The sequence below is a fragment of the Nonomuraea zeae genome, from assembly GCF_005889725.1.
GTDB classification, from domain to species: domain Bacteria; phylum Actinomycetota; class Actinomycetes; order Streptosporangiales; family Streptosporangiaceae; genus Nonomuraea; species Nonomuraea zeae.
The window spans coordinates 1-11,470 of record NZ_VCKX01000356.1 but is presented as its reverse complement, the minus strand read 5'-3'; the positions used below and the strand labels follow the sequence as shown (position 1 = coordinate 11,470).

General features: G+C 69.7%; 9 protein-coding genes. 6 read left to right on the top strand and 3 right to left on the bottom strand.

The window, feature by feature from the left end; translation table 11 throughout:
• Positions 1 to 1,279 precede the first annotated feature (1,279 nt).
• From ETD85_RS54320 to holA, 4 genes are all read left to right on the top strand, one after another.
• On the top strand, positions 1,280 to 1,732 hold the full coding sequence (locus ETD85_RS54320; RefSeq protein ID WP_240780029.1) for a ComEA family DNA-binding protein: 453 nt from the start codon (positions 1,280 to 1,282) through the stop codon (positions 1,730 to 1,732).
• Between the two features lie 219 nt (positions 1,733 to 1,951).
• Positions 1,952 to 2,446, top strand: a complete 495-nt coding sequence (locus tag ETD85_RS54315) for a hypothetical protein (protein WP_138697693.1) — start codon at positions 1,952 to 1,954, stop codon at positions 2,444 to 2,446.
• Positions 2,406 to 4,973, top strand: coding sequence for a ComEC/Rec2 family competence protein (locus ETD85_RS65225; RefSeq protein WP_206059477.1), 2,568 nt, complete (start codon positions 2,406 to 2,408; stop codon positions 4,971 to 4,973). The genes ETD85_RS54315 and ETD85_RS65225 overlap by 41 nt, the downstream gene beginning before the upstream one ends.
• Before the next feature lie 532 nt (positions 4,974 to 5,505).
• Positions 5,506 to 6,477 (top strand): DNA polymerase III subunit delta, encoded by a 972-nt coding sequence (gene holA, locus ETD85_RS54300; RefSeq protein ID WP_138697692.1) that lies wholly within the window; start codon positions 5,506 to 5,508, stop codon positions 6,475 to 6,477.
• A gap of 134 nt (positions 6,478 to 6,611) precedes the next feature.
• Here holA and ETD85_RS54295 read toward each other — a convergent pair.
• The 3 genes from ETD85_RS54295 to ETD85_RS54285 form a co-directional block, all read right to left on the bottom strand.
• Positions 6,612 to 7,399, bottom strand: a protein-coding gene (locus ETD85_RS54295) for an IS5 family transposase (protein WP_138689848.1) whose coding sequence is annotated in 2 segments (ribosomal slippage) — positions 6,612 to 7,066 and positions 7,066 to 7,399 — 789 coding nt in all. Because the reading frame shifts where the segments join, the coding sequence is not laid out codon by codon here.
• 481 nt (positions 7,400 to 7,880) lie between these two features.
• Positions 7,881 to 8,756 carry an aldo/keto reductase gene (locus ETD85_RS54290; protein WP_138697691.1) on the bottom strand — a complete coding sequence of 292 codons (876 nt, stop codon included), beginning with the start codon at positions 8,754 to 8,756 and terminating at the stop codon, positions 7,881 to 7,883.
• Between the two features lie 6 nt (positions 8,757 to 8,762).
• Positions 8,763 to 9,722: an NAD-dependent epimerase/dehydratase family protein gene (locus tag ETD85_RS54285; protein WP_138697690.1), complete on the bottom strand. Its 960-nt coding sequence runs from the start codon at positions 9,720 to 9,722 to the stop codon at positions 8,763 to 8,765.
• Between the two features lie 72 nt (positions 9,723 to 9,794).
• Between ETD85_RS54285 and ETD85_RS54280 the strand changes: the two genes are divergently transcribed.
• Together ETD85_RS54280 and ETD85_RS54275 are read left to right on the top strand one after the other, a co-directional pair.
• Positions 9,795 to 10,697, top strand: a complete 903-nt coding sequence (locus ETD85_RS54280; RefSeq protein ID WP_138697689.1) for a LysR family transcriptional regulator — start codon at positions 9,795 to 9,797, stop codon at positions 10,695 to 10,697.
• A gap of 87 nt (positions 10,698 to 10,784) precedes the next feature.
• Positions 10,785 to 11,456 (top strand): LLM class flavin-dependent oxidoreductase, encoded by a 672-nt coding sequence (locus tag ETD85_RS54275; protein ID WP_138697688.1) that lies wholly within the window; start codon positions 10,785 to 10,787, stop codon positions 11,454 to 11,456.
• The last annotated feature ends 14 nt before the right edge of the window (positions 11,457 to 11,470 follow it).

The window sequence follows — 11,470 nt, the reverse complement described above, 5'->3', positions numbered from 1 at the left end:
CGTCCACGTGGGCCCGGGGATGCTCGGCCTGACCGTCGCATCATGCGACCTGTAGCCACCCCAGCCACACACCCTCCCGTCACGCGCCCTCCCGTCACGCGCCCGCCAGCGACACGCCCAGCAGCCACGCACCTTCCATCCACGCGCCTTCCATCCACGCGCCTTCCAGTCACCCCCCTGACCTCCTGCACCGCTCTCGCCCCTCTTCGGGGGCCGGGCTGACTCTCACGACCGGCCGGGCTAGCTTTCAGACGCGGGCGGGCTGGCTTTCAGGCCCAGGCAGGCCGAGTCTCGGGCAGGGGTGGGCCGACTCCCACGTCCGGGAGGCGGGCTGGCTCTTACACCAGGGGCGGGTCTGCTCTGTGGCCCTCCTTGCAAGTGCCTCGATCAGCCCCCGGAAGACACTCGACCACTTCGCCGGCAGTTCCTTCGATCAACCTCTCGGCCTCACCCACGCGGCTTCCAGGCGTGCCGTTGTCCACAGCCCTTCATCAGCCGCCTCCCTTATCCCCAGAACGCGGTTCGGCTCCTCCATGATCACTGCCGAAGGTCTACTTTCGCCAGCGTGCGAACCCCCGATCCGACGGCAGAGCGTGCCATAGCCGAGTCCCGGCTACGGTCCATCACCGCTCCTGGCCGCCGCCCACGCCGACCTTTCGCTCGGCGTACGGAAGCTGACCGCGAGCCCACCGGCGCGTGGGGGAGCACCCCTGCACGGGAAACGTACGAGACGCCCTCAAACCAACCCCGCCCCAGCACCAGCCACGAAAACGCCCGCCTCACAACCGCCCAGCAGTCAGAGGCCAGGGACGCCACAGCCCTCTGGACCGACGCCCGAGACACCGCCTCTAAGTGGACCGACGCTAGAGACACCGCCTCCCAGCGGACCGACGCTAGAGACACCGCCTCCCAGCGGACCGACGCCGGGGATGCCACCGGCCGGTGGACCGACGCGGGGGGTGCCACCGGCCGGTGGACCGACGCGACGGGTGCGGCCGCCCAGCCAAGCCTCCAAAAGGGCGACCCTCCGCTTCCACAATCACAGCAAAGAGCCAGCCCCATCCGCATACCGACCACCTTCCAAGACTTCCGCACAGCGCTCGCGGCTCAGACATCCGCCCTCGACCCCGGCCGCCCGGGCCTGCGCGTGCTGCTCGCCGTGGGCGTCCTCGCCATAGTCATCGCCGGGTTCTTCGTCTGGCGATCCCAGCCCTCGCCAGAACCCTTGCCGCCACCCGCCTCGATCGCGCCCGTGGCACCGTCCCCCGTCCTCTCCGGAATGACCACGACCCCCACATCTGCCACACCCGCCCGAGTCACAGTCCACGTCACCGGCAAGATCCGCAATCCAGGCGTCTACCTACTCCCCACCGGCGCCCGGGTCACGGATGCGGTGGCGGCGGCCGGAGGAGTGCCCCGCGGTGCCTCCACAGGCAGCCTCAACCTCGCCAGACGCCTGATAGACGGCGAGCAGATCGTCGTGGGGGCCGCCACCAACCCGGCAGCTCCCGGCCCTTCCACACCGCCAGACCCAGCCACCGCCGTACTTGACCTCAATTCCGCCACAACCGACCAACTGGAACAGCTTCCAGGCGTGGGGGAGGTCCTGGCCGCCCGCATCGCCGAGTTCCGAGACAGCCGCGGCGGCTTCACCACGGTGGACCAGCTCCGCGAAGTGAGCGGCATCGGCCCCAGAAAGTACGAGGAGATCAAGTCGAAGGTGCGCGTGTGACATGGCCATCCCAAGCGCACAAGACACCAGGCCACCACCAGCAACCCAGCACCGAAACCCAAGCAATACCAGCAGGTCGGGCACCAGCCCAGAGCCCAGCTTTCTAGGCACCGACGACCGCCACCACACCTGGCCCCTTGTTCTCCCCGCAGTCGTCGCCTGGGCCACCACGCTGACGCTCCTCGGTTGCTCAGCTTCCACAGGCATGATCGTCGCCCTGTGCGCGACTCTCGCCGCCTCCGCAGCCGCACTGATCCGATCACCGCTAACACCGGCCAGATCAGCGGCAACACCGACCAGATCAGCGGCAACACCGGCCGGAATCGCGGCCACACCGGCCGGACTCGTGCCGCCACCGGCCAGATCGGCAGCGACCCCGACTGGACTGGTGGCGACACCGGCTGGATCAGCGGCGACACCGACCAGATCGGTGGCAGCACCAGCCGGACTGGTGGCGACACCGGCCAGATCAGCGGCAGCACCGGCCGGATTGGCGGCAGCACCCGCCGGGTCGAAAGCGGCACCGGCCGGGTCGAAGGGAGCACTGGTCGGGTCGACGGCCGCATCAGTCGGACAGTCAGCGTGGCGCAACATCATCCTCGCCACACTCATCTGCGCAGCAGCGGCGTCGGCAGCATCCGCCTTCCGCGTTCACGCGCTCACCACAGGCCCAGTGGCCGAGCTGGCCGCCGAGGGCGCTTTCGTCACCGCTGAGATCGCCCTGACAGACGACCCCAAACGCAGACCAGGCAGAGGCGGACCTTTCACCCAAGACAACTACGTAACCCCAGCCAACCTGAAGATCATCCAGGCCGCCCGAAGCCGGCAAGCGCTCGAAGTACCCATCACGGTGTTCGCCACAGGGCCGGTCTGGGGCAAGCTTCTCCCCAGCCAGCACCTCCACGTCACCGGCCGACTGGCCAAACCCAACCCAGGCGACCTGGTAGCGGCCATCCTCCTGGTCCGAGGCCCACCGAAAGTCCTGACCCCACCGTCTGGCCTCCAGGCAACGGCCGGCACCCTCAGATCAGGCCTGCGGACGGCCGCCGAGGCACTCCCACCCGACCAGCGAGGGTTGCTACCCGGCTTGGTCGTCGGCGACATCTCTCGCATGGACCCTCAGGTGTCCTCGAATCTCAAAGAATCCGGCCTCAGCCACCTCAACGCAGTAAGCGGTGCGAATCTGGCGATCGTCGCAGGTGCGGCGCTCGCACTCTCCCGCATGGTCGGCCTCTCCCTTTCCTCGAGGGCAATCTTCGCCGCCCTCGCAATGCTCGCGTTCACCGTGGTAGCCCGCCCATCGCCAAGCGTCCTCCGTGCCCTCCTCATGGGTCTGGCTGCCGCTATCGCTCTGGGCACGGGCCGGGCCAGGGACGGCCTCGCTGCCCTGTCGGCAACCGTCCTGCTGCTGGTGCTGTTCGCCCCGGAGCTGGCCCGTTCGTACGGTTTCGCGCTCTCGGTCGCGGCCACCGCAGGCATCCTCCTCCTCGCCCCACGCTGGCGCGACAAGCTCTCGACTCTGAACGACGAGCGCGACCAGCCAGACCCGGTGACCCAAGACAACGACGGGCGCCCAGCACACGCTCACCCCAGAGCGAGCGCGTCGCCCCTGGCAGACCGAAGGAGCGGCGAGGGCTCGGCGTCGCCAGCGCTCATCACCCAGGGCAGGAGGGACGCTGACGGCCTGGTCTCGTCATCAATCAACTTGCAGCGCCGAGGGGATATCGACCGTCTGGTGTCGTCAGCCATCGACACCCAGGACGGGAGGCACATTGACCGGCTGGTCTCCACGGCCGTTGAGGCTCAGCATCGGAGGGATGGCGATCGGCTGGTCTCCACGGCCGGCAACGTTCAGCGCCAGAGGGACGGTGACCGGCTGATCTCGTCCACCGTCCACGCCCAGGGCCGGAGGGGCAGCGACCAATCGGTGTCGTCGCTTGCTGATGCCCAGCACCGAGTAGACGCGTCGAGATCCCGCCTCACGTCAACAACGAACCGGTTGTCGAGGCCTCGGCGGTTGCCGCGCTGGATGGCTGAGGCTGTGGCGGTGCCCGCGGCGGCCCAACTGGCCGTGACGCCCATCCTCGTGCTCATGTCGGGCCAGATAACCCCCGTCGCATTGATCGCCAACCTGCTCGTGGCCCCGGCCGTGGCGCCCGCGACTCTGCTCGGCTTCGGAGCCGCCCTGGTCGCGCCCATCTCCCCGGACGTCGCGCGGCTTCTGGTGATCCCGGCCGGCTATGCGGTCGGCTGGATCATCATGGTCGCCGGTTGGGCGGTGAACCTGCCGTTCGCCACCGTGCCATGGCCGAGCGGCCTGGCCGGGGTCGGGCTGCTGGCGCTCACCCTGGCCATCGCGATCCCGATCCTGCGACGCCGCGCCTGGCGGACGATAGCGCTCACGGCGGCCGGTGCCGCTCTGGTGGCGGTGCTCGTGGTCCGGCCCATCGCCGCCCCCTGGCCGCCCAGGGGCTGGTTGATGGTGATGTGCGACGTGGGCCAAGGCGACGGACTCATCCTCGCGGCCGGACCAGGGCGCGGTGTGGTCGTCGACACCGGACCCGATCCGGTCGTCATGGACCGATGCCTGCGCAGGGTCGGTGTCGATGACGTACCTCTGCTCATCCTCACCCACCCGCATGCCGACCACGTGGACGGCCTCCCCGGAGTCCTCAGGAACCGGCGCGTCGGAGCCGTGGTCGTCAGCCCGCAGCGGACAGGGGCACGATCGGGCGCCTGGATCTCGGCCGCGCTGGCCCGCCGCCGGATCCCGGAAGGGACGGCCGCACCCGGGACCCGCTGGCGGTTCGGACCTTCAGAGGTGGCCGTACTTGCGCCGGATCCCGCCCAGGCCGACATGAACGGTCAGGGCGAAGGAAGCATGATCAACAATGCCAGCGTGGTGCTGCACGTGCGGTGGCGGGCCGGTTCCGCGCTGCTCGGCGGCGACCTGGAAACCGAGGCGCAGGACGCGTTGCTGCATCGGCTGGCCGTACAAGCCGACATCCTCAAGACCCCGCATCACGGGTCCAACAGGCAGTCACCAGCGTTCCTGGCGTCGCTCGGCGCACGCGCGGCGTTGATCAGCGTGGGGGCCGACAACGGCTACGGACATCCGGCCATGTCCACCCTTGCCCTCTTGCGCCGACTCGGAGCCACCGTCTACAGGACGGATCAGGCGGGAGATCTCGCAGTCGTGGAGCGGGAAGGGCGGTTGGCGGTGGTGTCGTTCGGGCCGTAGTTCTGCGTGGTGGCGTAGGTAGGACTACGTTGGGGGCGCATCTCCGGGAGGTGGCGTAGGTGGTGAGATCGTTTGGCGGCGTAGCTCCCGCGTGGCGGCGTGGCGGTGCCGCCTGGGGCGTAGCTCCGGCGATGTGAGGGAGCAGGGAGCATGCGGAGACTGTGTTCGTGAGCCATGGATGGCCTTGGGAGCGGTTGATTCGGCGCACGAGAGCTGGCTCCAGATAGGAGCCTGAGTTGGCCCCCTCGGCGATCTTGAACGGGACCGGCGTATGGCGTGATTTGGCCCCAACTGGAGTCCGGGTTCAAGAGGAATTCCGGGAAGATCGTTTCGGAGGCTACGTCGCTGGTGCCAACGCCCACGAGGCAGGAGCCGTCGGCTGTACGTGGGGTCCCTGTTGGCTGGTTGTTGTCACCATGTTCGGCCAACGACCTTCTTAGATCGGCTGTCTGTCGCCCACACCTTCGGACGTCCAGCTGGTGTGATGTCGTCGAGTACCGGGTTGTCGGTGGCGCATGGCATGCTGCCTGACATGGCGGGAACCGATCCAGCACTTGTGACCTTGGTCGTCGGCGATGAGGAGTTGCTGGCCGACCGGGCGGTGAGCGGCGTTGTCGCGGCGGCCCGGGCCGGTGACTCCGGAGCCGAGGTGCACGATCTCATGGGGGGCAAGGTCGCGGTCGGTGAGCTGACGCAGCTGACCTCACCGTCGCTGTTCGGCGACAGGTCCGTGGTGGTGATCCGGTCGGCGCAGGACCTGCCGAAGGACGTCATCACCGAGGTGGTCGCCTATGCCAAGCACCCGTCCGATGACACGGTGCTCGTGCTGTCGCATCCCGGTGGGGTGAAGGGTAAGGCCCTGGTCGATGGGGTGAAGAAGGCCGGGGCCAAGGTAGTGACGGTCAACAAGGTCACCAAGGCCGGGGAGCGGCTGGAGTTCATCAAGGGGGAGTTCAAGCGAGCCGGGCGAGGTGTCGCCGGCGACGCCGCCCAGGCCTTGCTTGATGCGGTGGGGAACGACCTGCGGGAGCTGGCGGCGGCGTGCAGCCAGCTGATGTTCGACACGGAAGACAAGACGATCGGCGTGGCTGCCGTGGCGCGCTATCACAAGGGGCGGGCAGAGGTCACCGGGTTCAACGTCGCGGACTCCGCGATCGAGGGACGGCTGGCGGAGGCGCTTGAGCAGCTGAGGTGGGCACTCGGCACCGGGGTCGCTCCCGTGCTCCTGGTGAGTGCGCTGGCCGGTGGGCTGCGGTCGCTGGCCAAGGTCGGCAGTGCTCCTCGTAACCTGCGGGGTGGGCAGCTGGCCAGCCATGTCGGCATGCCGCCGTGGAAGGTCGATCGGGTGAAGCGGCAGCTGAACGGGTGGGGGCCGGACGGGCTGTCGCGGGCGATCCAGGCTGTGGCCAGTGCGGACGAGCAGGTCAAGGGTGGGGGCGCCGACCCTGCGTACGCGCTGGAGCACACGGTGCAGGTCATCGTGGCCAGCCGCACTGGGCGATAACGGCCGTAGGCGAGGTGGGCAACCGCCTCGATGCCGATGCCGATGACGACTGGTCATGATGGTGGCGACCGGCAGTGGGGACCTGCGATGGCGATGGCAGCAGGTGGTGACTCTAAGAGGTCCTAACAGAAAGATCAGCGGACGAGGCGTCGCCAGCAGATGATGGCAGCGGCGAGGGTCATGAACGCTTCGTGGATGTCGTCGCGGACTTCCCAGCGGATGCGCAGGCGGCGGAACCAGTGCAGGAGCGCGATCGTGCGTTCGACGACCCACCGGTGAATGCCCAGGCCGGAGCCGTGTGGGGTGCCGCGCCGGGCGATGATGGGTTTGATGCCGGTGCGCCAGACCAGGCGGCGGTACTTGTCGTGGTCGTAGCCGCGGTCGGCGTACAGGCAGTCGGGCCGCTGACGTGGTCGGCCGACGCGGCCGCGTACCGGCGGGATGGCTTTGATCAGGGGCATGAGCTGGGTGACGTCGTTGCGGTGGCCGCCGGTCAGGGAGACGGCGAGGGGGATGCCTCCGCCTTCGGTGATGACGTGGTGTTTCGAGCCCGGCTTGGCGCGGTCGACCGGGCTCGGCCCGGTTTTGGGCCGCCCTTGAGCGCCCGGATGTGGGAGCTGTCGATCACCGCCTTGGACCAGTCAAGCTGACCGGCGGCGTGCAACTCGGCGAGCAGGAGCTGGTGCAGCCGGTCCCACACCCCGGCCTGGTGCCAGTCGCGCAGCCGCCGCCAGCAGGTCATGCCTGAGCCGAACCCGAGCTCCTGCGGCAGGAACTCCCACGGGATCGCGGTGTAGAGCACAAACAAGATGCCCTGCAACGCCAGCCGGTCATCCAGCCGCTTACGTCCCGGATGGCGCCGGCGCCGCTCCACCTTCGGCAGCAGCGGCTCGATCCGCTCCCACAGGCTGTCCTGCACCATCCACGGTAGCTGCTCGCCCTTCTTCACACGAAGATCAACGACCAGCAACGCCACGGGACTCGGCTCTAGATCATTTTGTTAGGACCTCTAAGTCGTGTTCGCCGAGGAAATCCCTGCTGTGAACTGCGCCAGATGTCGGTACGTCTGGCGTGCGTAAGCCAGTACCGGCCAACGCGCCAGGGGAGGGCGTTGGAAGAGGGTCGCCGGGTTCCGCGAGTGGTCGTTTCCCCTGGCTGCGTCTCCGAGCGCCGAGTAGCGATCCGGGCTTGTCCTTCGTGTGGCGAAGGTCAGGCGGGTGGAGGCGCATGGTGCGGTTGGCTGAGATGTCTCGGGCGATGGCGGTTCGCGCATGCCCGGCGGCCGTACACGAAGGCTGGATCTGACGGTCTTGGCGGCTGCGGGCTTGGGGCCTCGTGTAGGTGGAAGATGCTTGGGTGAAGCTGCGGCCGGGTCCTCTCCGGTGTTCTGCATGACGTCTGTTCTACGCGGCGGCGTCCAGCCGTTCCAGCTCCTCTTCCGTCAGCGTCAGGGCGGTGGCCTGCGCCGATGAGCGGGCTGACTCCGGGCGGGTGGCGCCCGGGATGGGGATAACGTGTTTCGAGTGGGACAGGTGCCAGGCCAGGCAGATCTGCTGGGGCGTGGTGCCGCGTTCCTCGGCCACCGCGTGGAAGGGGGTGCGCGGCGGCGGGCCGCCGGGGCCGTCCAGGGAGCTGCGGGCGATGCCGCCCAGAGGGCTCCACGGGAGGAAGGCGATGCCGAGGCGGTCGCAGAGGCGGAGCTCGGGCAGGCTGTCGCGGTATTGCGGGGAGTAGCGGTTCTGCACCGAGACCAGAGAGTCCCCGAGAATGGCCCGGGCCGCGTGGATCTGGTCGCAGGTCACGTTGGAGATGCCTGCCGCGCGTACGAGGCCGGCGTCGATGAGGTCGCGCAGCGCGCCCACCGAGTCCGGCCAGGGGACGGCCGGGTCGGGCTTGTGGAGCTGGTAGAGGCCGATGGCCGCCACGCCCAGGCGGCGCAGGGAGCCCTCGCAGGCGGTTCTGATGTGGCCAGGGGTGCCGTTGACCGTCCAGCTGCCGTCGCCGGGACGGGTACGCCCGCCCTTGGTGGCGACCAGGATGCCGGAGCTGTCGCCGGACCAGGTGGACAGGGCCTGGGCGAGGAGCTCTTCGTTGTGGCCGCGTTCGCCGGCGTGCCAGTGGTAGGAGTCGGCCGTGTCGAGCAGGGTGATGCCCGCGTCGAGGGCGGCGTGCACGGTGGCGATCGCGCGGGCGCGGTCAGGGTGGCCCTCGATGGACAGCGGCATGGCGCCGAGGCCGATGGCGCTGACGTCGATGGTTCCGATACGGCGGGTATGCATGGTCTTTCAGCGCTCCGGAAGGAGGTCGGCGATGGTCTCGGCTACTGCCTGCGGCAGCCAGTCGGTGACCTTGGTGAGCGGGAAGCCGAGTGCGGTGGCGCGGGCGTTGCTCATCGCGTACGGGCGGTCGAAGGAGAACGGGGAGGCGGGCTCCCCGCCGGGGACGATGCGATAGGCGGGAGCCGGCGAGGCGGTCGTGGTCGCGATCACCTCGCACAGGTCGGTGACGGTGAGGGCGCCGTGGGAGGCGGCGTTGACGGGGCCGGTGAAGACGGCCCGCGTGGCCGCCCAGTGCAGGAGCGCGGCGATCTCCTCATGGTGGATGAACGATGTGCGGGCCGGGTCGCGATGCACGGCGACCGGCAGGCCCACGGTCACGCGCTCCACGTAATGGCGCAGGCGTTCGGTGAAGTCGCGAGCTCCGCCGCCGAGGACGTGGGCGCTGCGTACGGACACGAACGGGAACGCCGGGTCGTGGGAGAACACCGCCTCGGCCTGGCGCTTGCCCTCCGCGTACGAGGTGGCCTCGCCCAGGAGGCGGGTCAGGGCCTCTGATGATCGCCACGGCAGGTCCCACCTCACCGGGTACGAGGCCGGGTCGACGGCGTCCTCCGAGACCGGGACGGCGGCCGGGGGCGGGGGAGCGGGGAACGCGGCCGGGTCGTAGACCTCCATCGTGGAGGTCATGACGTAGCGGGCGGTGCGGCCGGTGAAGGCGCGGCGGGCGACGGCCGCGTGGACCGGCGTGTAGCAGACCTGGTCGACGACGGCGTCGAAGGCCCGGCCGCCGAGGGCGCGGGTGAGGGCCTTCTCGTCCTCGCGGTCGGCGACGACGTGATCGGTGCCGGGCGGTGGCGGCGCCGAGCCCCGGTTGATCACGGTGACGCGGTTTCCCGCTTCCTGAAGCAGGTGGATCAGGTGGCGGCCGAAGTAGCGGTTGCCCCCGATGACGCAGATCTGTGCCATGGGGCCAAGCCTGGCGGGGGTAGCGTCCGTAGAGGTAGTGGTGACTTGCTGGCCTGGTTTTAAGGAAAACTGTTGATCGATGCCCACCGGCTGCGGGTGCTGCGGGAGGTTGCCGTGCACGGCAGCTTCAACCGCGCGGCGGCCGCGATGCTGCTCACGCCCTCCGCCGTCTCGCAGCAGATCGCCGCGCTGGAACGCCAGCTCGGCACCCGTGTCGTCACCCGCAGCACCCGCGGTGTGGCCCTCACCGAGCCGGGGCGGCTGCTCGTGGAGACGGCCGAGACGATCGCGGCCGAGCTGCGGCACGCCCGCGAGCGGATCGACGAGCTGGCCTCCGGCCACGGGCGGCTGAACATCGCCACCTTCACCAGCGCCGGCCGCGCCCTGCTGCCCGGTGTGCTCACGCGATTCGTCGCCACCCATCCCCTGGTGGAGGTGAACGTGGTGGAACGGGAGCCCGAGGACAGCCTGCCCCTGGTCCGGCGGGGTGAGGTGGATCTGGCCATCGCCTACCACTTCGGCGGGCCGTTGCCGGTGCTGCCCGGCGACCGTACGGGCTTGAGGTGGACGCCGCTGGCCGAGGATCCGCTCTCCGCGGTGCTGCCCGCCGCCCATCCGCTGGCCGGCCGGGCCTCCGTGGACCTGGCCGAACTGGCCGAGCAGCCGTGGGTCATCGGCTGCTCCAAGACGGAGAAGTTCCTGCGGGACTATGCCGCCGCGGCCGGGTTCGAGCTGCGGATCAGCGGCACCACCAGCGACTACCACCTCGCCCAGGCGCTCACCGCGGCGGGCCTCGGCATCAGTCTGGTGCCCTCCATCTCCCTGGCGCCCGATACGCCGGGGCTGGTCGTCGTTCCGGTGAATCCGCCCCGTCCTGTCCGTTACATCGGGATCGCCACCGGCCGGCAGCGGCACGATCATCCGCTGGTGCGGACCTTGGCGGAGTGGCTGCGGAAAGAGGCGGAAGCGTTGTGACGGACGCTCGATGCCAAGGCCGTGGGTGGGCGGGTCCGGCGGGCGCCGGTTGATCTCAAGTGCTGTTGAGGTTGCATGGTAGCTCCTATGAAGAGCTTTGAGATCGGGGTGATTCTGCCCGGAATCGCCGTACAGCGTAGAGATGGCATCGACCTGGTGGCGGCCGCGCGGCATGTGGAGGACGCCGGGCTGGACGGTGTGTGGCACGGTGACCATCTGGCCGTCGGCGGGCCGGTACTGGACGCGCCGATCGCCTTGGCCGCCGCCGCTGCGGTGACGGCCCGGGTCCGGATCGGCACCAGCGTCTTCGTCCCGGGGATTCGCCCGCTGGTGTGGGCCGCCAAGCAGATCGCGACCCTTCAGTACGTGTCCAGGGACCGTCTCGTGCTGGGCGTCGGCTCGGGAGGCGGGCCCGGGCAGTGGGCCGCCGCCGGGGTGCCGTACGGGCAGCGTGGCAGCCGTACGGACCGGGCTCTGGAGCTGCTGCCCAGGCTGCTCGCGGGCGAGGAGACCCGGCTGCCGGACGAGCCCGGGCAGCCCGCGGTCACGTTGGCACCCGAGGTGGCCATGCCCCCGGTGTGGGTGGGCAACGCGTCCGCGGCGGCGATCCGGCGGGCCGCGCGACTGGGCGACGGCTGGTTCCCCTCGCTGATCTCGCCACGTGAGGTGGCGGACGGCGGGAAGCGGCTGGCGGAGCTGGCGGCGGCGCACGGCCGGCCGGCTCCCGCCATCGCGATCGGGGGCGTCGCCTGTCGCTAATACCTATCCGCCGG

What these genes read in the sequence shown, in the direction of transcription:
- holA (WP_138697692.1), top strand. Translation starts at nt 5,506, where the DNA reads ATGGCGGGAACCGATCCAGCACTTGTGACCTTGGTCGTCGGCGATGAG.
- ETD85_RS54320 (WP_240780029.1), top strand. Translation starts at nt 1,280, where the DNA reads ATGACCACGACCCCCACATCTGCCACACCCGCCCGAGTCACAGTCCAC.
- ETD85_RS54275 (WP_138697688.1), top strand. Translation starts at nt 10,785, where the DNA reads ATGAAGAGCTTTGAGATCGGGGTGATTCTGCCCGGAATCGCCGTACAG.
- ETD85_RS54290 (WP_138697691.1), bottom strand. Translation starts at nt 8,756, where the DNA reads ATGCATACCCGCCGTATCGGAACCATCGACGTCAGCGCCATCGGCCTC.
- ETD85_RS54285 (WP_138697690.1), bottom strand. Translation starts at nt 9,722, where the DNA reads ATGGCACAGATCTGCGTCATCGGGGGCAACCGCTACTTCGGCCGCCAC.